This window comes from Agrococcus sp. KRD186 (assembly GCF_017168255.1).
In the GTDB taxonomy this organism is placed as follows: domain Bacteria; phylum Actinomycetota; class Actinomycetes; order Actinomycetales; family Microbacteriaceae; genus Agrococcus.
The window spans coordinates 1,798,125-1,820,251 of sequence record NZ_JABFAP010000001.1 but is presented as its reverse complement, the minus strand read 5'-3'; the positions used below and the strand labels follow the sequence as shown (position 1 = coordinate 1,820,251).

Here is a 22,127-nt window from a genome sequence, read left to right as displayed (position 1 = left end):
GCCTCGCCGGAGGCGCAGCCATGACGCTCGTGCTCACCGGTTGTGTGCAGAGCCAGCGCGACGACACCGACACCGGCGACGGCGACAGCGCCGCGCCCAGCGACGTCAACTCCACCTTCGTCTTCGCCTCGTCGAGCGACCCGTCGGGCCTGGACCCGGCGTTCGCATCGGATGGCGAGACCTTCCGCATCTCGCGCAACATCTTCGAGGGCCTCATCGGCGTCGCGCCGGGCACGGCCGACCCCGCGCCGCTGCTCGCCGAGGACTGGACGACGACCGACGACGGCCTGTCGACCACCTTCAACCTGAAGTCGGACGTGACCTTCCACGACGGCACCCCGTTCAACGCGGAAGCGGTCTGCGCGAACTTCGACCGCTGGTTCAACTGGGAGGGCCTCGCGGCGACCGAGAGCCTCTCCTACTACTACGGCGCACTGTTCGGCGGCTTCGCCGGCGATGAGAACGCGCTGTACGAGTCGTGTTCGGCCGATGACGAGTTGACCGCGACCGTCAACCTGACTCGCGCCTTCTCGGGCTTCATCCCGTCGCTCTCGCTGCCCGCCTTCGCGATGCAGAGCCCGACGGCGCTGGAGGAGTTCGGCGCTGACGACGTCGGCGGCTCGGAGGAGGCGCCGGAGTACAGCGAGTACGCCGAGGGCAACCCGGTCGGCACCGGTCCGTTCACGTTCGACTCCTGGTCGCCCGGCGAGTCGGTCGTGCTGCAGGCCTACCCCGACTACTGGGGTGAGCAGGGTCAGGTGCAGGAAGTGGTCTTCCGAGTCATCGATGACCCGACCGCGCGCCGTCAGGCGCTCGAAGCCGGTGACATCGACGGCTACGACCTGGTCGCGCCCGCTGACACGGCCGCGCTCTCCGACGCCGGCTTCAACGTCATGCAGCGCGACCCGTTCACGATCCTCTACCTCGGCTTCAACCAGGCCATCGAGGAGCTGCAGGACGTGCGCGTGCGCCAGGCGATCACGCACGCGATCGACCGCGACGCACTCGTGACGCAGGTGCTCCCCGAGGGCACCGAGGTCGCCTCGCAGTTCATCCCGCCGGTGGTCAACGGCTACAACGAGGATGTCACCGACTACCCGTACGACCCCGACCGCGCACGCGAGCTGCTCGCCGAGGCCGGCTACGAGGACGGGTTCGAGATCGACTTCAACTACCCGGTGAACATCTCGCGCCCCTACATGCCGAACCCCGAGGAGATCTTCGTGGCACTCTCGGGCCAGCTCGAAGAGGTCGGGATCACGGTCAACCCCGTCTCGAACGAGTGGACGGACTACCTCGACCTGATGCGCGGCTCGGCCGACCACGGCATCCACCTGCTGGGCTGGACCGGTGACTACAACGACACCGACAACTTCGTCGGCGTCTTCTTCGGCAGCACGTCGAACGAGTGGGGCTTCGACAACCCCGAGCTGTTCACAGCGCTCTCCGAGGCCCGCCAGCTGCCGGACGTCGACGAGGCCGGCGCCCGCTACCAGGAGATCAACGAGCAGATCGCGCAGTTCGTGCCCGGTGTGCCGCTGGCGCACCCGGCGCCCTCGCTGGCGTTCAACGAGCGCGTGACCTCCTACCCGGCGAGCCCCGTCAACGACGAGGTGTACAACCTGATCGAGCTCAGCGAGTAGTCTCGGTCAGTCATCCGGATGCCGTGGGGCGCGAGTCCCACGGCATCCGGCACGACCGGGCAGGCGACGCGCGCCCGGTCAGTCCTGAGCCAGCCCCCGACGGAGAGACCACGTGCTTCGAACCATCGGCAGACGACTCCTGCTGCTGATCCCCACCCTCTTCGGCCTGTCCGTGCTGCTGTTCTTCTGGGTGCGCGCGCTGCCGGGCGGGCCGGCGGCAGCGCTCCTGGGTGAGCGCGCGACGCCAGAGGCGATCGAGCGGATCAACGAGGCCTACGGCTTCAACCGGCCATTGCCCGAGCAGTACATCACCTGGCTCGGCCGCCTGCTCCAGGGCGACTTCGGCAACTCCATCGAGACCCGCAGGCCGGTGCTCGAGGAGTTCATCAACCGCTTCCCGGCGACCATCGAGCTCTCCATCCTGGCGCTCATCATCGCGGTGGGCATCGGCATCCCGCTCGGCTACTGGGCGGCGCGCAACCACGGCAAGCTGTTCGACCACATCTCGGTCGGCATGAGCCTGCTGGGCATCACCATCCCCGTCTTCTTCCTCGCCTTCATGCTCAAGTGGCTCTTCGCCGTGCAGCTCGGCTGGCTGCCGACCACCGGCAGGCAGGATCGCGGCGTCGACGCGACGCACTTCACGGGCTTCTACGTGCTGGACGGCTTCCTGACCGGCGAGTACGACGCCGCCTGGAATGCGTTCATCCACCTGCTGCTGCCGGCGCTGGCGCTGGCGACCATCCCGCTTGCCATCATCGTGCGCATCACCCGCGCATCCGTGCTCGAGGTCGTGAACGCCGACTACGTGCGCACCGGACGCGCGAAAGGCGTCTCGAAGCAGATCATCCGCAACCGCTTCGTGCTGCGGAACGCCATGCTGCCGGTGGTCACCACGATCGGTCTCCAGACCGGCCTGCTGATCTCCGGTGCGGTGCTGACCGAGACCGTGTTCGCCTTCCCGGGCATCGGCGCGTTCCTCGCCAACGCGATCTTCGCGAGAGACTTCCCGGTGCTGCAGGGCTTCGTGCTCTTCATCGCCGTCGCCTACGCCCTGATCAACCTGCTCGTCGACATCTCCTACAGCATCATCGACCCGAGAGTGAGGATCCAGTGAGCGCCACAGAGGTCCTCCAGCCACCGACCGGCCCCGAGGTCGGCGAGGACGCACCGCGTCGGAGCGGCAGCTTCTGGGGCGACGTCTTTCGACGCGTCCGCAAGAACCCCGCCGCCTGGGTCGGCGCCGTCGTGGTGCTGGCGTTCATCCTGGTCGCGGCGCTCGCCCCCTGGCTGGCGCCCTATGCCGAACTCGACACCCCTGGCCGTGAGCACCTGCGACCGACGTCGCTGCCGGTCCCGGGAGATCTGGCGGAGTTCCCGCTCGGCATCGACCGCTTCGGCGGCGACGTGCTCTCGAAGCTCATCTGGGGTGCGCAGGCATCTCTGCTGATCGGCGTCATCTCCACCTTCTTCGGCCTCGTCGGCGGCATGGTGCTCGGTGCGCTCGCGGGCGCCTTCGGTGGCTGGGTCGACGGCGTGATCATGCGCCTGGTCGACATCCTGCTCTCGGTGCCGAACCTGCTGCTCGCCGTCTCGATCGCAGCCATCCTCGGCCGCACACCGCTCGCGATCATGATCGCCATCGGAGTCTCGCAGGTGCCGATCTTCGCGCGGCTGCTGCGCTCGTCGATGCTCGGCCAGCGCAGCGCCGACTACGTGCTCGCCGCGCGCACGCTCGGGCTCGGCACCGGCCGGATCACCATGTCGCACCTGCTGCCGAACTCGGTCGGCCCGGTCATCGTGCAGGCGACGCTGACGCTCGCGACCGCCGTCATCGACGCCGCGGCGCTGTCGTTCCTCGGACTCGGCGGCGGCCGGCCGGAGACAGCGGAATGGGGCCGCATGCTGACGTACGCGCAGAACGAGCTCGCGATCGCGCCCTCCCTGGCATTCCTGCCCGGCGTCTGCATCATGATCACCGCGCTCGGCTTCACCCTGCTGGGCGAGTCGCTGCGCGAGGCGATGGACCCCCGCACCCGCAAGCGCTGACCGCGTCGGTGCGCGCAGCACCGGAGCCAGCACAGCAGACGCCCCAGACCGCGGTCGGCCTGGGGCGTCTGGCGTCTGTACGGGTCAGCTGGCGATCTGCAGCTCGTTGCCCGGGATCGACGCGAGCAGCTTGCGCGTGTACGGATCGCGCGGGTTCGTGAAGATCTCCTCGCTCGTGGCCGCCTCCACGAGCTTGCCGTTCTGCATCACGGCGACGTAGTCGCTGATCAGGCGCACCACCGCGAGGTCGTGCGAGATGAACAGGTAGCTCAGGCCCAGCTCCTGCTGCAGGTCGCCCAGCAGCCGCAGGATCTGGTCCTGCACGAGCACATCGAGCGCCGAGACCGGCTCGTCGCAGACGATCACGTCGGGCTTGAGCGCGAGCGCGCGAGCGATGGCGACGCGCTGCCGCTGGCCGCCCGAGAGCTCCGAGGGGTAGCGACGGGCCATCTCGCTCGGCAGCGCCACTTGGTCGAGCAGCTCGCGCACACGCTTCTCGCGCTCGGTCCGGGATCCCTTGCCGTAGAAGGACAGCGGCTCCTCGATGATCTTCTCGATCGTGAACATCGGATTCAGCGACGAGTACGGATCCTGGAAGACCGGCTGCACGCGCTGGCGGAACTGCTTCTGCCCGTCGCGGGAGAGCGCGAAGACGTCCTTGCCCTCGAAGCGGACGGTGCCGCTGGTGGGCTCGAAGGCCTTCAGCAGCATGCGGGCGGTGGTGGTCTTGCCCGAGCCCGACTCGCCCACGATCGACACCGTGGTGCCGCGCGGCACCTTCAGCGAGACGTCGTCCACGGCCTTGAAGGGCTCGCGGCTGCCCCGAACGTGGAACTCCTTGGTGACGTTCTCGAACTCCACGATGGTGTCGGGCTCTGCCGCCGCGCCAGACGCATCCGTCGCGGTCCGCTCACTGAAGTCCTCGGGGCGCAGCCTGGCCATCGCGACGGACGGCGCCGCCCTGACGAGCGACTGCGTGTAGGGGTGCTGCGGGTTCTCGAGGATCTGCTTCGCCGGGCCCTGCTCGACCATGCGGCCGCGGTGCATCACGACGACGTGCTTCGCGCGCTCGGCGGCCAGGCCCAGGTCGTGGGTGATGAGCAGCACCGAGGTGCCCAGCTCCTTCGTCATCATGTCGAGCTGGTCGAGGATGGTGCGCTGCACGGTCACGTCGAGCGCGCTGGTCGGCTCGTCGGCGATCAGCAGCTGCGGCCGGCACGCGAGGCCGATCGCGATCAGCGCGCGCTGGCGCATGCCCCCCGAGAACTCGTGCGGGTACTGCTTGGCGCGCGATGCCGCGTCGGGCAGTCCGGCGGCCTCAAGGGTCTCGACCACCTTCTGCTCGACGTCCTTGCGCGTGGCGCGGCCGTGGGCGAGCAGCGTCTCGGCCACTTGCGTGCCGATCTTCGCGACCGGGTTGAGGTTCGACATCGGGTCCTGCGGCACGAGCCCGATGCGGCCGCCACGCACGGTGCGCATCGTCGTCTCGCTCGCGCCCACCAGCTCCTCGCCGTCCAGGCGGATGCTGCCGCTGGTCACGCGCCCGTTACCGGGCAGCAGGCCGATGATCGCCATCGCCGTGGTGGACTTGCCAGAGCCCGACTCGCCGACGATCGCGAGCGTCTCGCCCGCACCGATCGTCAGGTTCGCCTCGTGGACTGCCGTCACCACGCCGTCCTGCGTGGTGAACTCGACCTTGAGTCCGGAGACCTCCAGCAGCGGCTGCTTCGCGTCGCTCATGGCGACCATCCTGCCCTGTCTGGAGCGAAAACGACGACTCAGCGCACCTGCAGCACGAGCTTGCCCCGCACGTGGCCGCCCTGCAGCTCGGCGAACGCCTCGCGCACCTTCTCGAGCGGGTACACCTTCTGCACCTCGACCCGCACGTCGCCGGCGTCGATCAGGCGGCTGATGATGCCGAGGTTGCCGCCGTCCGCCTCCACCTTGACGGAGGAGGCGCGCATGCCCCGCCCTGCGGCGACGGATGCGTAGTCGGGCCAGGAGCCGGTGGGCACGTTCAGATACAGGCCGCCGTGCTTGAGCGCGTCGAGCGAGCGCGTGCCCGTGTCGTCGGCGACGTTGCCGATCAGGTCGACGACCACGTCGACCTTCTGCAGCACGTCCTCGAAGCGGTCCTTGCGGTAGTCGACGACCTCGTCGGCGCCCAGCGAGCGCGCGAAGTCGACGTTGCGCTCCGAGACGGTGGTGGCGACGTGCGCGCCGAAGTACTTCGCGAACTGCACGGCGAAGTGGCCGACACCGCCGGCGCCGGCGTGGATGAGGATGCGCTGGCCGGCGCGCGCCTTGGCGATGCGCACGACCGCGTCCCAGGCGGTCAGCGCCGCGCACGGCACCGCGGCGGCCTCCTCGAAGCTGAGCGACTCGGGCTTCGGCGCCAGCGCCAGGCTCGGCACGACCGCCTGCTCGGCGTAGCTGCCGCGCGTGCGCCAGTGGTTCACGATGCCGAACACGGCGTCGCCCGGCTGCAGGTCGTGCGCCTCGTAGGGCGACTCGGCGACGGTGCCGGCGACATCGCCGCCGGGGATCCACGGCAGCAGCGACTCGACGGCCTTCGCGGCGCCCTTGCCGATGACCGTCTTGTAGTCGATCGGGTTCATGCCGGCCGCGTGGACGTCGACGATCACCTCGGTGCCGAGCTTCATGGGAGCGTCGATCTCCCCGATCTCGACGGTCTCGGTCGGGCCGAACTCCCGTACCAGCACTGCGCGCATCGCACTTCCTCCCACGTACCCTTCGACGCTAGCGCACGCATGTGACGGGCAGATGTCCGCATGACGGCATGTGACGCACGGCCGCGCACGGCTACAGTGCTCCTGTGCCCCGCCACCGACCAGACGGCACCGTCGTCGCCGACGCCGTCGTCGCATCCGTCGCCGCCGTCTGCCTCGTCGCGGGGGCCGTCGTCATCGGGCAGGCGCGCGCCGCGCTCGATCGCTTCCTGTACATCTCCGAGCTCGGGGCGCTGGGCATGCCGACGGCCGAGCAGTTCCAGGTGGGCTTCCTGCTGGTGATCGCCGGCATCCTGCTGGTCGCGGTGGTGCTGCGCGACGTGCGCACGCGGCTGCCGTTCCTGCGCGGTGTGCTGCCCGCTGCGGCGCTGGTCGCCGCCGGCGCGCTGTTCCTGGTCGCCGCGGCCGTGCCGTGCTCGATGGGCTGCCCCTCGCTGCTCACCGCCGAGGCGCAGTGGCGTGACTGGGTGCACATCGTCGCCGCCGTGCTCGCGTTCGTGGCCGGCTGCCTGGCGATGCTGCAGTTCGCGACCGCGCGCGACCGCTGGGTCGCCCGGCTCTCGACGGCCGGCGGCCTCGCGGTCGGCAGCATCGCCGCGACCGGCGGCATCATCTCGCTCGCCCGCGGCAACACCGACATCGGCTCGACACTCGAGTACGTGGCCGCCGCGATCGGCATCGTCTGGATGCTCGCGATGGCGGCCGTGCACGCGCTGCCGGCCAGGCGAGCGGATGCGTCGGCCCGGCCCGCGGTGCGGGTGCCGGTCGGCGTCGTGGTCGACTGAGCTACCGGATCCCCGTCAGGAAGCTGCCCAGCTGCTGGCGGAACCAGGCCATCATCGCCTGCTCGCCGTCGTCCCGCGCGGGGGAGACGAGCATCCGCGCCCCCAGCTCGTCGCGCCACGCCTCGGCCACGTGCAGCGGGTGCACCGGGTCGCGCGGGCTCGCGAGCACCACGGTCGGCGCGGGGATGCGCAGCTCGCCGGGCCGGTAGGCGGCGTTGCGCGGGATCTCGAGCAGACGGATGCGGCGCTCGGCCGCCAGAGGCTGGGTCACCTGCGCCTCGATCGCGCGGGCGTGCGCGAGCGACTCGTGCGCGATGGCGCGCCAGGCGCCCGAGGCCCGCAGCTGGTCGAGCACCCGCTGCGGCCGCCGCTCCTCGAGCAGCCGCCCGAGCACGGGGAAGACCGCCAGGTTCGGCGGCAGCGGCTCGGTGGTGAAGGCGGGCCGCACGAGCGCGATCCGGTCGAGCGGGAAGCGGCCGGAGCGCGCGATCAGCGCGGCCAGCGCCGCGCCGAGCGAGACGCCGACGATCGACACGGGCGAGCCGTCGCCGACGCGGATGAGCTCGTCGGCGACCTCCTCGGCCATCGCTTCGAGCGCGAAGTCCGCGGGCTCGCCGAGCAGGGGGCTGGCGCCGTGCGCGCGCAGGTCGGGCGCGAGCACCTGCACGCCGGCGGGCACGGCGCCGGCGAGGTAGTCGCGCATGGCGCTGGAATCCGAGCCGAGACCGTGGATCGCGAGCAGCATCAGCGCAGCCCGGTGATCGCGAGCAGCATCAGCGCGGCCCGAGCGTGCGCGGCATCAGCGCGCCAGCAGCGCCAGCAGCTGGTCTGCGCGGTCGACGAGCGCGGCGATCTCGTCCTCGTCGCGCTCCACCCACTGGTGCCGCGGCGGGCCGACCGGCACGAAGTCGCGGTGCTGCTCCCAGACGAACAGCGTGCGCTCGGCGCCGAGCACGTACTGCTGCCACCAGATCTGCCGCAGGTAGTGCTTCGGGATGCGGTCGAACGGCTTCGACGTCGTCTTGATCTCGGCCAGCACGCTGCCGTCGTCGCTGATGCAGTCCGGCGTCGCCAGGTGGCGGCGCTCCGGCACCGAGTGGAACAGCGCGTCGGAGGCCACGAGCGAGAAGTGATCGTGCACCCAGCTCGCGATGTGCGGCTCGCGCGCGCGGCCGTGGTCGGTGAAGGCGTTGCCGGTGAAGCCGCGCGGCCCGAACTTCTCCATCGCCACGTTCTGGATCGAGCGCTGGGTGCTGAGCTTCGCCGCGTCGGTGGCGGTGACGCCCTGCGAGCGCGCGCGCAGCCAGGCGACGCGGTCGCTCGAGTAGGCGACGATCCGCTGCACGTGCCCCAGCACCACGACGGGGGGTGCGGATGCGCTGCTCGCGTCGGGCGCGGTCGTCGCCTCGAGCACGGTCACGGCCGCCCCACGAGCAGTCGCGGTCGTCTGCGCTCGCGATTCGCGACCACTCGCTGTGGTGCGCGCCTCCGCCTCGACCACGGCGAGATCGCCGAAGATGTCGAGCTGCGCGTCCATGGGTCCATCGTCCCACGGTGCGCCGACGCGCCGCGCCGGGCGCGCCACGAGCGCGGCCGTGAACCTCGGGGCGCGACGTGGTGCAATGGCGACCATGACGCATCCGTACGACGAGCTGAGCGACGCCCAGCAGATCGAGGCGCTGCGCCCGGTCGCGCTGCGGGCGGCAGCGGCGTTCGGCCTCGAGCCGGCGACGCTGGTGCCGCTGCTGCACGCGTACAACACCACCTTCGAGCTCGGCGCAGCCGACGGCCGGCGCTTCGCACTGCGGGTCGGCACCAATTCGCAGAGCACGCCGGCGCACGCGATCGCGCAGCAGTCGTGGATCGCCGCGATCGCCGAGCAGACCGAGGTGCTCGTCGCGCGGCCGCAGCGCACGAGCGAGGGGCAGTGGTTCGTCGAGGTCGACTCGAGCGCGCTCGGCCGGCCGCTGCTCGTGACGGTCGCCGCGTGGCTCGACGGCGAGGACGCGGATGCGCTCGGGCCCGACGCCGCCGCGGCGCTCGGCCGCACGATGGCCGCGCTGCACGTGCACGCCGAGACGTGGCAGCTGCCGGAGGGCGGCGCGCTGCCGCGCTTCGTCGAGCCGCTGTTCGGCGACCGCGACCTGCTCGAGGCCGCATCGGGGCTGAGCGACGACGACCGCGAGGTGCTGCGGCGCTCGCGGCAGCGCGCCGGCGAGGCATTCGACCGGCTGCTGACGGCTCCGCTGCGGCCGCTGCACGCCGACCTGCACGGCGGCAACCTGAAGTGGCACGAGGGGCGGCTCGCGGTGTTCGACTTCGACGACGCCGGGCTCGGCTCGCCGGTGCTCGACCTGGCGATCTCGACGTTCTACCTGCGCGGCGAGGATCCTGCGCTCGAGGCCGCCATGCGCACCGGCTACCAGCAGCTGCTGCCGCTGCCCGAGGCAGATCCCGCCGACTTCGAGGCGCTCGTCGCCTCGCGCCAGCTGCTGCTGGCGAACGCGCTGCAGCTGAGCTCGACGGCCGACCTGAAGGCGGGTGCCGCCGACTATCTGCGCACCTCGCTCGCGCGCCTGCGGCACTGGCTCGCGACCGGCACCTTCACGCGCGCCGTCGGCTGAGATACGCGCGGCGCCGGTCGCGACCACCCGCCCCGGGCTGACATGTGCACGCCGCCGCGCGGCCTCGCCCGGCGTCGCGCCGGATCGTGCCGCACGCCTACCCGCCCTCGTGCACATCTCAACCCGCGCATCCGGCTGTCGTCGCCCGCCCGCGTGCACATCTCAGCCCTTGCCGCCCTCTCGCGCCGTGAGGTGCACGCCGCGGCCGATCATCGTCAGCAGATCCGCCTCGACGGCCGCCCAGCCGTGCATGACCTGCGCATAGGTCAGCCGCACGACGTGGTAGCCGAGCGCCGCGAGCTGCCGGTCGCGCGCGCGGTCGCGCTCATACGCCTCTTCGTCGAGGTGCCAGGCTTTGCTGTCGACCTCGATGATGAGCCGGCCCAGCAGCAGGTCGACGCGCTTGTCGCCGATCGACACCTGAGGACTCAGGTGGATGCCGCGGGCCGCCATGCGCACGCGCACGAGCGTCTCGGTGCCCGACTCCGCGCGGCGGTCTGCGGCAGCGAGCGCACGTCGCACACGACGGGGAGCGTGCAGCCAGAGCTCATCGAGCGCGTCCCGGGTGGTGAGCCCTTGGTGCAGCGCTGAATCGATCACCACCGTCAGCATCTCGCTCGTCAGGCATCCCGCCGCCGCTGACAGCGCGTCGAGCACACCATCGACCGCGCGGTCGGCGGGCGTCGTCCGGGCGTGGGGCACGTCACAGGCGACGAGCCCCGCGAGCTGCTTCGCGCGCAGCCGTCGCGTGCGCCGTACGTGCACGCGGTGATCGCTGGGCGCCCAGACGCCGAGCGCCGAGAGCGCCGTGATGCACGATGCGACCCCGCCGGCCGCCACTGCCCGTGCCACATCCGCGTCGGCGGTCGGCGTCGCGTACCAGCCCGGGCGCAGCCGCCGGAGCGCACCGGCCGCCACCGCTCTCCGTATCGCCTTGTCGGTGCCGCCTGCTCGGTGCAGCTGCGCTCTGCTCCAGACTCCTGCGTTTCCTGTCTCGCTCTGCATGCGGCACTGTGCGCCCTCGGACGCCGGCGCTGCCGGGCGCGGGTGGCCACCTGTGGAGAGCAGCCCGGCTGAGGAGAGCAGCCCGGCTGTGGAGAGCAGCCCGACTGAGGAGAGCAGCTCGGCTGAGGAGAGCAGCTCGGCTGAGGAGAGCAGCCCGACTGAGGAGAGCAGCCCGGCTGAGATGTGCACACCGCCCAAGCGGCGCGGGCGCAACAACCCAGAATCCCGGGCCACGGCGCCTCGGACGCGTGCACATGTTGGCCGCGGCGCCACGTCGAATCATCGCGGCGGAAGCACGCATCAGGAACGCACAGGAACGGCATAGGCTGAGTCTGCACGGACGCATAGGAGACTCTGGCGAAATGGATGGCATGACCGACACCGCTCAGCAGCAGCTGCGGGCTCAGCCCCGCCTCACCCGCCAGGACGGCTCACCCATCCGGGTGGTCGTCGTCGACGACGAGCAGAGCCTCGCCGACCTCGTCGCCATGGGCCTCAAATACGAGGGCTGGGACGTGAAGACCGCCGCGAACGGCCAGCAGGCGCTGCAGGCCGTCCGCGAGTTCCGTCCCGACGCCGTCGTGCTCGACATCATGCTCCCGGACATCGACGGCCTCACCGTCCTCCAGCGCCTCCGCTCCGCCGGCTTCGACGTGCCGGTGCTCTTCCTCACCGCGAAGGACTCGCTCGACGACCGCGTCGCCGGACTCACCGCCGGCGGCGACGACTACGTCACCAAGCCGTTCGGCCTCGAGGAGGTCGTCGCCAGGCTGCGCGGCCTGATCCGCCGCACCGCCGCCGCCGCCGAGGAGTCGAGCGTGCTCTGGGTGGGCGACCTGATGATGGACGAGGACTCCTACGAGGTGCGCCGCGGCGGCCAGCAGGTCGACCTCACCGCCACCGAGTTCGAGCTGCTGCGCTACCTGATGCGCAACCCGCGCCGCGTGCTGTCGAAGGCGCAGATCCTCGACCGCGTCTGGTCGTACGACTTCGGCGGCCGCGCGAGCGTCGTCGAGCTCTACATCTCCTACCTGCGCAAGAAGATCGACACCCTCGGCCCTGCGATGATCCACACCGTGCGAGGCGTCGGCTACCAGCTGCGCGCTGCCGAGTGACCGCGAGGAGCATCACGGCGTGAGCCAGGCTGCGGCGTCCGCAGCCCAGCTGGGCCGACGCATCCAGAACCCGTCGTCGTGGTCGCTGCGGCGACGGCTGCTGGTCGTCGTGGTGGCCCTGTTCGCGCTGCTGACCGCCGCGGTCGCGATCGCGAGCGTGATGACCATGCGCGTGGTGCTCGAGACTCGTGTCGACGAGCAGCTCACCGACCTCTCGAGCCGCACCGCGGTCGACGTCGGGCGAGCGATGGCGAGTGAGCGGCAGGCGCTCGTCGATCCCAACACGCCGGCGATGTACGCCATGCAGTTCGGCGACCAGGTGGGCGAGAACTTCGTCGTCAACCGGCTCGGCCAGCAGCTCGGGCTCTCGGTGCTCGACCGGCAGGCCGTCATGGAGGCGCAGACGGATGTGGTCACGACCGTCTCGACGCCGACCTACGGGTCGTACCGGGTGATCGCGCGCGAGGTCGGCGACGCTCGGCTCATCGTCGGCCTCTCGCTCGCCGACGCGAACCAGACGCTCGCCGCGCTCGGCTTCGTCATCGCCGTCTCGGCCATCGCCGCGGTGACGATCGTGCTGCTGCTGGGTGACATGATCATCCGCCGCGCGCTGCGGCCGCTCACCTCCGTCATCGCCACCACCGAGCGCATCTCGCAGCTGCCGCTCGCCTCCGGCAACGCGCAGCTCACCAACCGGGTGCGCATCGAGGAGCCGGCGAGCGAGGTCGAGCGCGTGCAGGAGTCGATGAACCGCATGCTCAACCACATCGAGGAGGCCTTCGCGGCGCGGTCCCTCAGCGAGCAGCGGGTGCGGCAGTTCGTGGCGGATGCGTCGCACGAGCTGCGCACGCCGCTTGCGGCCGTGCGCGGCTACGCAGAGATCACCCGCAAGCACGACGCCGAGCTGAGCCCCGACTCCCGCGCCTCGCTGGAGCGCATCGAGGCGGCGGCGCATCGCATGCAGGCGCTCGTCGACGACCTGCTACTGCTCGCCAGGCTCGACGAGGGCCGCGAGCTGCTGCGCACCGAGGTCGACCTCTCGCTCATGGTCGTCGAGGCCGTCGCCGATGCGCAGGCTGCGGGCCGCGACCATCCCATCTCGCTCGAGCTGCCCGAGGAGCCCGTGCTCGTGGCCGGCGACCAGCTGCGGCTGCAGCAGATCGTCGCGAACCTGCTCGCCAACGCCCGCGTGCACACGCCCGAGGGCACTGCCATCGACGTGCACCTGCGCGCCGAGGGCGGCGATGCGGTCATCGACATCGCCGACGCCGGACCGGGCATCCCCGAGGAGCTGCAGCGCTCGGTCTTCGAGCGCTTCGCCCGCGGGGACACCAGCCGCTCGCGCATGACCGGCTCCTCCGGGCTCGGCCTCGCGATCGTGCAGGCGCTCGTCGAGGCGCATCACGGCACCATCTCGCTCGCGAGCGAGCCGGGCCGTACGGCCTTCACGGTGCGGCTGCCGCTGTGGCTGCCGCCGGGGGCGGAAGCGGCGGCAGCGCCGTCCGGCCCGGCCGCGCCCGAGCAGTGACCGCGCGCTGAGCTTGCGTCACGCATCCGTCGTGCCGTAGTCTGTCCGCATACCAAAGACCGCTGGTCGTTGGCGCGTGCTCGAAAGGTGCGCGGCAACCGAAGGCTTGCTCGTGAGAGCGAAGGCCCGCGCAGGTGCAGAAGTCCCGTCGAGGGCCGAGCTCCGTGCGCATGCGCCGGAGCTCATTTTCATGTGTGCGCCAGGGAAGCCAGCAACGATGCAAGGAGCACCATGGCGAACAAGGAAGCTGCGGTCGCCGAGCTCTCGGAACTCTTCGAGAGCTCGAACGCCGTTCTGCTGACCGAGTACCGCGGTCTCACCGTCGGCCAGCTGAAGACGCTGCGCCGTTCGATCAGTGAGCACGCGACGTACGCCGTGGTGAAGAACACGCTGACCAAGATCGCAGCCAACAACGCCGGTATCACGGCGTTCGACGAGTCGCTTGTCGGCCCGTCGGCGATCGCCTTCGTGCACGGTGACCCTGTCGCCGTCGCGAAGGAGCTGCGTGCCTTCGCCAAGGCGAACCCGGCGCTCGTGGTCAAGAACGGCTTCTTCGACGGGAACCCGCTCACGACCGACGACGTCAACAAGCTCGCCGACCTCGAGTCTCGGGAGGTGCTGCTGGCCAAGCTGGCAGGTGCCTTCAAGGCCTCGCTGTTCGGCGCTGCCTACATGTTCAACGCCCCGCTCGCCCAGGCCGTTCGCACGGTCGAGGCGCTTCGGGTCAAGCAGGAGTCCGCGGCCGAATAGGCCACGGTCAGTTCTAGAAACAAGGAGATGACGATGGCAAAGCTGTCGACTGACGAGCTGCTCGAGCAGTTCAAGGAGCTCACGCTCATCGAGCTCAGCGAGTTCGTGAAGGCATTCGAGGAGACCTTCGAGGTCACCGCTGCGGCTCCGGCCGCGGTCGCCGCAGCCCCGGCTGCCGGTGGCGCTGCCGCTGCTGAGGAGGCTGAGGAGCAGACGGAGTTCAACGTCGTCCTCGAGGCCGCCGGCTCGGCGAAGATCCAGGTCATCAAGGTCGTGCGCGCGCTGACGTCGCTCGGCCTGGGCGAGGCCAAGGCCCTCGTCGACGGTGCTCCCGCCAACGTGCTCGAGGGCGCGAAGAAGGAAGACGCCGACAAGGCGAAGGCTGACCTCGAAGAGGCCGGCGCGACGGTGACCGTCAAGTAGTCACCCGCTGCATCGCGAAGGGCCGCATCCATCTCGGATGCGGCCCTTCGTCATGTCGCCGTGCCGCCGTGCCGTGCCGCAGCGGCGCCACGCCGCCGGTGGCACACTGGCCCCCATGAGCACGCGTGCGACGCCCGAGCAGATCGGCGAGCTGCCGAAGATCGGCCGACCCGCCACCGCGGCGCTGCTCGCCGCCGACGTCACGACGCTCGACGGCGTCGCGGCGATGGGCGAGGCCGAGCTGCTCGCGCTGCACGGCGTGGGCCCGCGGGCGATCCGCATCCTGCGCGCGGCGCTCGAGCGGGAGGGCAGGAGCCTGGGTGCCTGAGCTGCTGCCGGTCGTGCCGGGCATCGACCGCTGGGTCATGCCGGAGGCGGCCATGAACGCGGTGGTCATCGCCGACGCGGGCGAGGCGCTCGTGATCGACCCCGGCACGCTGCCATCGCGCGCTGCCGAGCTGCGCGCGGCGATCGAGGCGCGCGGCGACCGCGTCGTGGGCGTGGTCATCACGCACGCGCACTGGGACCACTGCTTCGCGCTCTCCGCCTTCGGCGACGTGCCCTCGTTCGCGCATCCGTCCGCCATCGCCGAGCTGCGCGCGCACGGCGAGGCGCAGCGCGAGGCGGTGCTGGGCTTCTCCACGGGTGCCACGGCGGATGCGGTGCGTCACCTCGAGATCGTGCTGCCGGGCACCGCGGTGCCCGAGCCGCGCACGCTCCGCATCGGCGCGCTCGAGGTGGAGCTCGAGCCGCTCGGCCCGGCGCACACCGGCGGCGACCTGGTCGCGCACGTGCCGGCCGCCGCGGTCACGATCGCAGGCGACCTGGTCGAGACGGCCGACGACCCGCAGCTCGACGGCTCGACCGACGTCAGCGGATGGCTGCGCGCGCTCGACCGCCTGGCAGCCCACGCGCAGCCGCTGCTGGTGCCCGGCCACGGCGAGCCCTGCGGCCACGAGCGGCTCGCCCACCACCGCGCGCTGCTGGAGTCCGGCCGGTCAGGCGCCGCGCAGCGGCCATGAGCCGCGCGCCGGCCAGAGGGCAACGCCGCGCGTGACGACAGCGAGCACCCGGTCGCAGAACTGCCCCGCGGCATCCTCGAGCGACTCATCGCACGCGTCGCAGCCGCACATCGGCGCCGCCTCATCCACGTCGCCGCCGAGCCCTGCGCGCGACGCGCGAGTACGCATCCTCCGGCGGCCCGCCCATGCCCCAGCGAGACCCGAAGGGAATCTCGTGCCCGTCGTCATCGAGCCATCGTCCAGCCGGCAGCGGCGGCATCGCGAACGCGGCGGGAGGGGCCATGGCCACATCCTCGCACCCGCCGGGCAGGAGCGGTCGGTGCGCGGCGCTACGGTTGCCCCATGAGCATGCGGATGGGCGGGGGCGGCGGCGGACGCGTCGCGATGCGCGACGAGAAGGCGCAACGGCGGGCCAACGAGGACGCGCCCCGGGTGCCCGACCTGGGCAAGCGCATCGTCACGCTGTTCGCCCCGCACAAGCGGCAGCTCATCCTCACGATCGTGCTCGTGCTGGTGGTCGCGTCGATCGCGGTGTTCCCGCCGCTGCTGACCCAGCGCGTGTTCGACGAGGCGCTCTTCCCGCTCGCCGGCGGCGGCGTCGACCTGCAGCTGCTGTGGACGCTCGTGGGCATCATGGTGGTGCTGTGGGTCTCCTCCAGCCTGCTGGGGATCTGGCAGACCTGGATCACCTCGCGCGTCGGCAACCGCGTGATGGGGCAGCTGCGCACGAGCCTGTTCGACCGGCTGCAGGGCATGGAGCTGGCGTTCTTCACCCGCACGAAGACGGGCGTCATCCAGTCGCGGCTGCAGAACGACGTCGGCGGCGTCGCGAGCGTGCTCTCGAACACCGTCTCGTCGGTGGTCGGCAACTCGGTCACCGTCATCGCGAGCCTCGTGACGATGCTGATCCTGTCGTGGCAGCTGACCATCGCCGCCGTGCTGCTGACGCCGGTGCTGATCATCCTGCAGCGCCGCGTCGGCCAGGTGCGGGCCCGCATCGCCACGAAGACGCAGGAGTCGCTCAGCGAGATGACCGCGATCACGCAGGAGTCGCTGTCGGTCTCGGGCATCCTGCTGGCGAAGGCGTTCGGTCGGCAGACCGACGAGTCGCGCCGCTACCGCGACGAGAACGACCGGCAGATCGATCTGCAGGTGCGGCTGATGATGAGCGGGCAGACGTTCTTCGCGCTCGTGTCGATCTTCATCTCGATCCTGCCGGCGGTGATCTACGTGATCGCCGGCTACCTGATCACCGGCCAGGCACCGGGGGCGGATGAGGGAGTGACGGCAGGCACGCTCGTCGCGTTCACGACGGTGCAGGCACGGCTGCTGATGCCGCTCATGGGCCTGCTGCGCGTCTCGCTCGACCTGCAGACCTCCTCGGCGCTGTTCGCCCGCATCTTCGAGTACCTCGACCTGGTGCCGGCGATCGTGCCACCGGCAGAGCCCAAGCCGCTGCCGCGCGAGCGCGCCGGCGAGGTGGAGTTCGACAGCGTCGAGTTCCACTACCCGGATGCGCGCGAGGGCGAGCGCGCGACGCTCGACGGCGTCTCGTTCCTGCTCGAGCCGGGCACCTTCGCGGCCTTCGTCGGCCCCTCCGGGGCGGGCAAGACCACCATCGGCTACCTGCTGCCGCGCCTGCACGAGGTGACCGGGGGAGCGGTGCGGCTCGGCGGTGTCGACGTGCGTGAGCTCGACCCGGCGGCGCTGACCGACCACATCGGCATCGTCAGCCAGGAGCCGTACCTGTTCCACGCATCCATCGCCGAGAACCTGCGCTACGCCAAGCCCGAGGCGACCGACGCCGAGCTCGACGCCGCCACCAGGGCGGCGAGCATCTATGACACCATCCACCGGTTCCCGGACGGCTACGACACGATCGTGGGCGAGCGCGGCTACCGCCTCTCCGGCGGCGAGAAGCAGCGCATCGCCATCGCTCGCGTGCTGCTGAAGGACCCGGAGGTGCTGGTGCTCGACGAGGCCACCAGCGCCCTCGACACGGTCTCGGAGCGAGTGGTGCAGGCGGCGCTCGACGAGGCGGCGCGCGGTCGCACGACGCTCGCGATCGCGCACCGCCTCTCGACCATCCGCGACGCCGACGTGATCTTCGTCATCGATGCCGGCCGCGTCGTCGAGCGCGGCACGCACACCGAGCTGCTGGCGCTCGGCGGCACCTACGCGACGCTGTTCGCCCAGCAGTCGGCAGACTGAGGCGCACGGCGGCCATTCGATGACCACCACACGACCGGCTGTGTTCATTTCTTGACAGCAATCGGCCGGAACGTCACCATAGGCGACATGGCGACGAACCGCAGCCCCGGCTCCCAGGGCGCTCTGCGCGCGGCGAACCGGGCCCGGGTGGTGCAGGTGCTGCGGGCGGCTCCCGCCACGCAGTCCGAGATCGCCGAGCGCACCGGGCTGGCGCACGCGACGGTGTCGAACATCGTCCGCGACCTGCGCGAGCGCGGCGCGGTCTCGACCGAGCCGACCGTGCACCAGGGCCGGCGCGCCAGCCTCGTGACGCTCGAGCGGGCCGAGGGGCCGACCGTCGTGGGCATCGACTTCGGCAGGCAGCACGTGCGCATCGCCGTGGCCGCCGACGACCCGGTCGTGCTGGTCGAGGACGAGGTGGTGCTGCCGGTCGGGCACCGGGCGGACGACAGCCTCGCCATCGCGGCCGAGCGCCTCGACGAGCTGCTGCAGGATGCCGGGCTGCAGCGCGGCGACGTGGCCGCGATCTGCGTCGGCGTGCCATGCCCGATCGACCTGCGCACCGGCGCCATCCTCGGTCACTCGATCCTGCCGGAGTGGGACGGGGTGACGCAGGATCGCATCGGCGAGGCCTTCGGCATGCCGGTGGAGGTGGCGAACGACTCGGATCTCGGCGCGATCGCCGAGCGCGCGTTCGGCTCGCACAGCGAGGTCGACGACCTCATCTTCGTGAAGCTCGGCACGGGCATCGGCAGCGGGCTGGTGATCGGCGGCAGGCTGCACCGCGGCTCCTTCGGCATCGCGGGCGAGCTGGGCCACGTGCAGGTGGATCCGGCCGGGACGCTCTGCGTCTGCGGCAGCCGCGGGTGCCTCGAGACGCTCGCCTCCGTGCGGGTGATGGCGCAGTCGCTCTCCGCCGTGTTCGGCAGGCCCATCACCGCGGCCGACATCGTGCGGCAGGCGCTCGACGGCGACCCTGCCACGCGGCGCGTGGTCGCCGACGCCGGGGTCGCCATCGGGCGCGCCATCGCCAACGCCGCGAACCTGCTTGCGCCCTCGGTGGTGGTGGTGGGCGGGCCGCTCGCCGAGCTCGGCGACCTGCTGCTGGAGCCGGTGCGCGACGGCTTCGAGCGCTTCGCGCTGCATGCGCTCACGACGTCGACTCGGATCGTGGGCACCTCGCTGGGATCGCGCGCCGAGGTGCTCGGTGCGGTGACGCTCGCACGCCAGAGCGCCAGGGCAGCCGCGTTCATCTGAAGATAACGATTTGATTACTTGCGTTCAAGACTTGACGCAACGTTCCGTGCCGCGTAGGTTGATCCGCGTTCCCGCCGAGGCCGGCGGGCGTGCGAAAGGAGCCAAGGGTGGCTGAGCCGGTGATCCTGTCGATGCGGAGCATCACGAAGGAGTTCCCCGGCGTGCGCGCGCTCGATGCCGTCAGCCTCGAGGTGCGCAAGGGCACCATCCACGCGATCTGCGGCGAGAACGGCGCGGGCAAGTCGACGCTCATGAAGGTGCTCTCGGGCGTCTATCCGCACGGCACCTTCGACGGCGAGATCGTCTACCAGAGCGAGCCGGTGGCATTCGGCAGCATCAACGACTCCGAGCGCGCCGGCATCGTCATCATCCACCAGGAGCTCGCGCTCGTGCCCGAGCTGTCGATCGCCGAGAACATCTTCCTCGGCAACGAGCCGCGTCGCGGCATCGCGATCGACTGGGACACCGTGCGGGTGCGCGCCACCGAGCTGCTCGCGCGCGTCGGCCTCGACGAGGACCCGGACACGCCCATCAAGCACATCGGCGTCGGCAAGCAGCAGCTGGTGGAGATCGCGAAGGCGCTCGAGAAGCACGTGAAGCTGCTCATCCTCGACGAGCCCACCGCCGCGCTCAACGAGGCCGACTCGCAGCACCTGCTCGACCTGATCGTCGGCCTGAGGGCCAAGGGCGTGACATCGATCATGATCTCCCACAAGCTCAACGAGATCGAGCAGATCGCCGACGACATCACGATCATCCGCGACGGGAAGATGATCGAGACGCTCGACATCGCAGGCGGCGCCGTCGACGAGGACCGCATCATCCGCGGCATGGTCGGCCGCACGCTGGGTCAGCGGTTCCCCGAGCGCTCCCACACCACGGGCGAGGTCTTCTTCGAGGTGCGCGACTGGACGGTGCAGCATCCGCTCTCCGCCGAGCGGCTGGTCGCGAAGGGCTCGAGCTTCACCGTGCGGCGCGGCGAGATCGTCGGCTTCGCCGGCCTGATGGGCGCCGGCCGCACCGAGCTCGCCATGAGTGTCTTCGGCCGGCAGTACGGCACCTGGCTCGGCGGCACGATCCACAAGGACGGCAAGCAGATCAGGGTGCGCTCGGTGCCGGAGGCGATCGGCCACGGGATCGCCTACGTGAGCGAGGACCGCAAGTCGCTGGGGCTGAACCTGCTCGACACCATCAAGCGCTCGATCGTCTCGGCGAAGCTGTCGAAGATCGCCCGCGGCGGTGTCGTCGACGGCCTGCAGGAGGCCGAGACGGCAGAGCAGTACCGGCGCTCGCTGCGCATCAAGTCGCCCAGCGTCGAGCACGGCGTGGACACGCTCTCGGGCGGCAACCAGCAGAAGGTGGTGCTGGCGAAGTGGATGTTCACCGACCCCGACCTGCTGATCCTCGACGAGCCCACCCGCGGCATCGACGTCGGCGCGAAGAGCGAGATCTACCAGATCGTGCGCGAGCTGGCCGACGCCGGCAAGGGCGTGATCCTGATCTCCTCCGAGCTGCCGGAGCTGCTGGGGCTCGCCGACCGCATCTACACGATCTTCGAGGGTCGCATCACGGGCGAGCTGCAGGCCGCCGATGCCGACCAGGAGATGCTCATGCGCCGCATGGCGCCGACGAAGGGTGACTGAGACATGACCGATCGCGTGGACGAGCGCCGCGGCTTCCTGGCCGAGTTCAGCATGCTCTTCGGCAAGCGGGGCTCGCTGAAGGAGTTCGGCATCCTCGGCGCGCTCATCGTGATCGTGCTGGCCTTCCAGTTCGCCACCGGCGGCACGACCCTCGCCCCGGGCAACGTCATCAACATCGTGCAGTCGCAGTCGTACATCCTGATCCTGGCGATCGGCATGGTGATGGTGATCATCGCCGGCCACATCGACCTCTCGGTCGGCTCGGTGGCGGCGTTCGCGAGCGTCGTCGTGGCGATCTCGATGAACGACTGGGGACTGCCATGGGGCGTGGCGATCCTGATCGGCCTCGGGCTCGGCCTGCTGATCGGCGCCTGGCAGGGCTTCTGGGTCGCCTTCGTCGGGGTGCCGGCCTTCATCGTGACGCTCGCCGGCATGCTGCTCTTCCGCGGCCTGAACCAGGTCGTCGGGCAGTCGCGCGGCATCGGCGTCGACCGCGGCTTCGTCGACGCGCTCGCCGGCTACCTGCCGGAGGTGGGCCCCAACACCGGCTACAACAACCTCACGCTGCTGCTCGGCCTGCTCGCGATCGCCGCGCTGGTGGTCTTCGAGCTGCGCGGCCGTGCGCGCCGCAAGCGGATCGGCGCAGAGGTGCCCCCGCAGTGGGTCCTGATCACCCGGCTGGCGCTGCTCTCGGGCATCATCGTCGCGACCACCCTGCTGTTCGCCAGCGGTCGCCCCGGCACCAGCTTCCCGCTCTCGGGCATCCTGCTGGTCGCGTTCGTGCTCGGCTACGGCTTCCTGACGCAGCGCACCACGCTCGGCCGCCACATCTACGCCGTCGGCGGCAACCGCCGCGCGGCCCAGCTCTCGGGCGTGCGCTCGCGCTGGATCGACTTCTTCGTGATCGCCAACATGTCGGTGCTGGCGTCGGTCGCGGGCATGATGTGGATCGCCCGCGCCCAGGCCGCCGGCCCCGCCGACGGCGTCACCTGGGAGCTCGACGCGATCGCGGCGGTCTTCATCGGCGGCGCGGCCGTGGCCGGCGGCATCGGCACCGTCACCGGCAGCATCATCGGCGGCCTGGTGATGGCCGTGCTCTCGAACGGCCTGTTCGCGCTCGGCACCGGCTCCGACTGGATCCAGGTGATCAAGGGCCTCGTGCTGCTGATCGCGGTCGCCGTCGACGTGCTCAACAAGCGGCAGGGCCGCTTCTCGATCATCGCGCTGCTGCAGCGCGGGCTCACCCGCGGCCGTGACCGCGACGCACCGACGTTCGCGTCGTGATCCACGCAACTCAACCCATCCCACACCGAACACCACAG

At 70.8% G+C, this 22,127-nt stretch carries 21 protein-coding genes; 15 read left to right on the top strand and 6 right to left on the bottom strand.

The features are described from left to right. The first annotated feature begins 20 nt into the window (after positions 1 to 20). From J1M46_RS08705 to J1M46_RS08695, 3 genes are all read left to right on the top strand, one after another. Positions 21 to 1,643 carry an ABC transporter substrate-binding protein gene (locus J1M46_RS08705; RefSeq protein ID WP_206448653.1) on the top strand — a complete coding sequence of 541 codons (1,623 nt, stop codon included), beginning with the start codon at positions 21 to 23 and terminating at the stop codon, positions 1,641 to 1,643. Positions 1,644 to 1,755: 112 nt separating this feature from the next. Next, complete coding sequence (locus J1M46_RS08700; protein WP_206447450.1) at positions 1,756 to 2,760, top strand: ABC transporter permease subunit; 1,005 nt, start codon at positions 1,756 to 1,758, stop codon at positions 2,758 to 2,760. After that, a complete protein-coding gene (locus tag J1M46_RS08695; protein WP_206447449.1) occupies positions 2,757 to 3,692 on the top strand; it encodes an ABC transporter permease subunit in 936 nt (311 codons plus the stop codon). The genes J1M46_RS08700 and J1M46_RS08695 overlap by 4 nt, the downstream gene beginning before the upstream one ends. Before the next feature lie 84 nt (positions 3,693 to 3,776). Here J1M46_RS08695 and J1M46_RS08690 read toward each other — a convergent pair whose 3' ends face one another. Beyond that, complete coding sequence (locus J1M46_RS08690) at positions 3,777 to 5,432, bottom strand: ABC transporter ATP-binding protein (protein ID WP_206447448.1); 1,656 nt, start codon at positions 5,430 to 5,432, stop codon at positions 3,777 to 3,779. Between the two features lie 38 nt (positions 5,433 to 5,470). After that, positions 5,471 to 6,424: an NADP-dependent oxidoreductase gene (locus J1M46_RS08685; RefSeq protein ID WP_206447447.1), complete on the bottom strand. Its 954-nt coding sequence runs from the start codon at positions 6,422 to 6,424 to the stop codon at positions 5,471 to 5,473. Between the two features lie 104 nt (positions 6,425 to 6,528). Between J1M46_RS08685 and J1M46_RS08680 the strand changes: the two genes are divergently transcribed. Further along, positions 6,529 to 7,227 (top strand): DUF998 domain-containing protein, encoded by a 699-nt coding sequence (locus tag J1M46_RS08680; protein WP_206447446.1) that lies wholly within the window; start codon positions 6,529 to 6,531, stop codon positions 7,225 to 7,227. A 1-nt stretch (position 7,228) separates the two neighbouring features. On the opposite strand, the gene J1M46_RS08675 is transcribed toward J1M46_RS08680, so the two are convergent. Continuing rightward, on the bottom strand, positions 7,229 to 7,972 hold the full coding sequence (locus J1M46_RS08675) for an alpha/beta fold hydrolase (RefSeq protein WP_206447445.1): 744 nt from the start codon (positions 7,970 to 7,972) through the stop codon (positions 7,229 to 7,231). 54 nt (positions 7,973 to 8,026) lie between these two features. Beyond that, positions 8,027 to 8,764: a YqaJ viral recombinase family protein gene (locus J1M46_RS08670; RefSeq protein WP_206447444.1), complete on the bottom strand. Its 738-nt coding sequence runs from the start codon at positions 8,762 to 8,764 to the stop codon at positions 8,027 to 8,029. A 94-nt stretch (positions 8,765 to 8,858) separates the two neighbouring features. Here J1M46_RS08670 and J1M46_RS08665 point away from each other — a divergent pair, with 94 nt between their 5' ends. Then, positions 8,859 to 9,851, top strand: a complete 993-nt coding sequence (locus J1M46_RS08665; RefSeq protein ID WP_206447443.1) for a phosphotransferase enzyme family protein — start codon at positions 8,859 to 8,861, stop codon at positions 9,849 to 9,851. A 162-nt stretch (positions 9,852 to 10,013) separates the two neighbouring features. Here the strand turns inward: J1M46_RS08665 and J1M46_RS15785 are convergent, their stop codons facing one another. Then, the gene (locus J1M46_RS15785) at positions 10,014 to 11,045 is read right to left on the bottom strand and encodes a DUF559 domain-containing protein (RefSeq protein WP_206447442.1); all 1,032 of its coding nucleotides are present in this window, start codon (positions 11,043 to 11,045) and stop codon (positions 10,014 to 10,016) included. 182 nt (positions 11,046 to 11,227) lie between these two features. Between J1M46_RS15785 and J1M46_RS08655 the strand changes: the two genes are divergently transcribed. From J1M46_RS08655 to J1M46_RS08630, 6 genes are all read left to right on the top strand, one after another. Continuing rightward, complete coding sequence (locus tag J1M46_RS08655; RefSeq protein WP_092917692.1) at positions 11,228 to 11,971, top strand: response regulator transcription factor; 744 nt, start codon at positions 11,228 to 11,230, stop codon at positions 11,969 to 11,971. 19 nt (positions 11,972 to 11,990) lie between these two features. After that, positions 11,991 to 13,499 (top strand): ATP-binding protein, encoded by a 1,509-nt coding sequence (locus tag J1M46_RS15780; RefSeq protein WP_206447441.1) that lies wholly within the window; start codon positions 11,991 to 11,993, stop codon positions 13,497 to 13,499. Positions 13,500 to 13,730: 231 nt separating this feature from the next. Next, on the top strand, positions 13,731 to 14,249 hold the full coding sequence (gene rplJ, locus J1M46_RS08645; protein ID WP_092916379.1) for a 50S ribosomal protein L10: 519 nt from the start codon (positions 13,731 to 13,733) through the stop codon (positions 14,247 to 14,249). 33 nt (positions 14,250 to 14,282) lie between these two features. Further along, positions 14,283 to 14,672 (top strand): 50S ribosomal protein L7/L12, encoded by a 390-nt coding sequence (gene rplL / locus J1M46_RS08640; protein WP_206447440.1) that lies wholly within the window; start codon positions 14,283 to 14,285, stop codon positions 14,670 to 14,672. Between the two features lie 115 nt (positions 14,673 to 14,787). Next, positions 14,788 to 15,000: a hypothetical protein gene (locus tag J1M46_RS08635; RefSeq protein WP_206447439.1), complete on the top strand. Its 213-nt coding sequence runs from the start codon at positions 14,788 to 14,790 to the stop codon at positions 14,998 to 15,000. Continuing rightward, complete coding sequence (locus J1M46_RS08630) at positions 14,993 to 15,694, top strand: MBL fold metallo-hydrolase (RefSeq protein ID WP_206447438.1); 702 nt, start codon at positions 14,993 to 14,995, stop codon at positions 15,692 to 15,694. The genes J1M46_RS08635 and J1M46_RS08630 overlap by 8 nt, the downstream gene beginning before the upstream one ends. Before the next feature lie 121 nt (positions 15,695 to 15,815). On the opposite strand, the gene J1M46_RS08625 is transcribed toward J1M46_RS08630, so the two are convergent. Continuing rightward, positions 15,816 to 15,977, bottom strand: coding sequence for a DUF6226 family protein (locus J1M46_RS08625; protein WP_206447437.1), 162 nt, complete (start codon positions 15,975 to 15,977; stop codon positions 15,816 to 15,818). A 59-nt stretch (positions 15,978 to 16,036) separates the two neighbouring features. Here J1M46_RS08625 and J1M46_RS08620 point away from each other — a divergent pair, with 59 nt between their 5' ends. From J1M46_RS08620 to mmsB, 4 genes are all read left to right on the top strand, one after another. Further along, positions 16,037 to 17,905, top strand: coding sequence for an ABC transporter ATP-binding protein (locus J1M46_RS08620; protein WP_206447436.1), 1,869 nt, complete (start codon positions 16,037 to 16,039; stop codon positions 17,903 to 17,905). Positions 17,906 to 17,992: 87 nt separating this feature from the next. Continuing rightward, positions 17,993 to 19,162, top strand: coding sequence for an ROK family transcriptional regulator (locus J1M46_RS08615; RefSeq protein ID WP_206447435.1), 1,170 nt, complete (start codon positions 17,993 to 17,995; stop codon positions 19,160 to 19,162). Between the two features lie 131 nt (positions 19,163 to 19,293). After that, positions 19,294 to 20,805, top strand: a complete 1,512-nt coding sequence (mmsA, locus tag J1M46_RS08610) for a multiple monosaccharide ABC transporter ATP-binding protein (RefSeq protein WP_206448652.1) — start codon at positions 19,294 to 19,296, stop codon at positions 20,803 to 20,805. A 36-nt stretch (positions 20,806 to 20,841) separates the two neighbouring features. Then, positions 20,842 to 22,089, top strand: a complete 1,248-nt coding sequence (gene mmsB / locus J1M46_RS08605; RefSeq protein ID WP_446698591.1) for a multiple monosaccharide ABC transporter permease — start codon at positions 20,842 to 20,844, stop codon at positions 22,087 to 22,089. Positions 22,090 to 22,127: the final 38 nt, after the last annotated feature.

Excerpts from the sequence above, each read along its gene's own strand:
- J1M46_RS08705 (WP_206448653.1), top strand. The coding sequence starts at position 21 with ATGACGCTCGTGCTCACCGGTTGTGTGCAGAGCCAGCGCGACGACACC.
- J1M46_RS08690 (WP_206447448.1), bottom strand. The coding sequence starts at position 5,432 with ATGAGCGACGCGAAGCAGCCGCTGCTGGAGGTCTCCGGACTCAAGGTC.
- J1M46_RS08685 (WP_206447447.1), bottom strand. The coding sequence starts at position 6,424 with ATGCGCGCAGTGCTGGTACGGGAGTTCGGCCCGACCGAGACCGTCGAG.
- J1M46_RS08675 (WP_206447445.1), bottom strand. The coding sequence starts at position 7,972 with ATGCTGCTCGCGATCCACGGTCTCGGCTCGGATTCCAGCGCCATGCGC.
- J1M46_RS08670 (WP_206447444.1), bottom strand. The coding sequence starts at position 8,764 with ATGGACGCGCAGCTCGACATCTTCGGCGATCTCGCCGTGGTCGAGGCG.
- J1M46_RS08665 (WP_206447443.1), top strand. The coding sequence starts at position 8,859 with ATGACGCATCCGTACGACGAGCTGAGCGACGCCCAGCAGATCGAGGCG.
- J1M46_RS08655 (WP_092917692.1), top strand. The coding sequence starts at position 11,228 with ATGACCGACACCGCTCAGCAGCAGCTGCGGGCTCAGCCCCGCCTCACC.
- rplJ (WP_092916379.1), top strand. The coding sequence starts at position 13,731 with ATGGCGAACAAGGAAGCTGCGGTCGCCGAGCTCTCGGAACTCTTCGAG.
- rplL (WP_206447440.1), top strand. The coding sequence starts at position 14,283 with ATGGCAAAGCTGTCGACTGACGAGCTGCTCGAGCAGTTCAAGGAGCTC.
- J1M46_RS08635 (WP_206447439.1), top strand. The coding sequence starts at position 14,788 with ATGAGCACGCGTGCGACGCCCGAGCAGATCGGCGAGCTGCCGAAGATC.
- J1M46_RS08625 (WP_206447437.1), bottom strand. The coding sequence starts at position 15,977 with ATGGCCCCTCCCGCCGCGTTCGCGATGCCGCCGCTGCCGGCTGGACGA.
- J1M46_RS08620 (WP_206447436.1), top strand. The coding sequence starts at position 16,037 with ATGAGCATGCGGATGGGCGGGGGCGGCGGCGGACGCGTCGCGATGCGC.
- J1M46_RS08615 (WP_206447435.1), top strand. The coding sequence starts at position 17,993 with ATGGCGACGAACCGCAGCCCCGGCTCCCAGGGCGCTCTGCGCGCGGCG.
- mmsA (WP_206448652.1), top strand. The coding sequence starts at position 19,294 with ATGCGGAGCATCACGAAGGAGTTCCCCGGCGTGCGCGCGCTCGATGCC.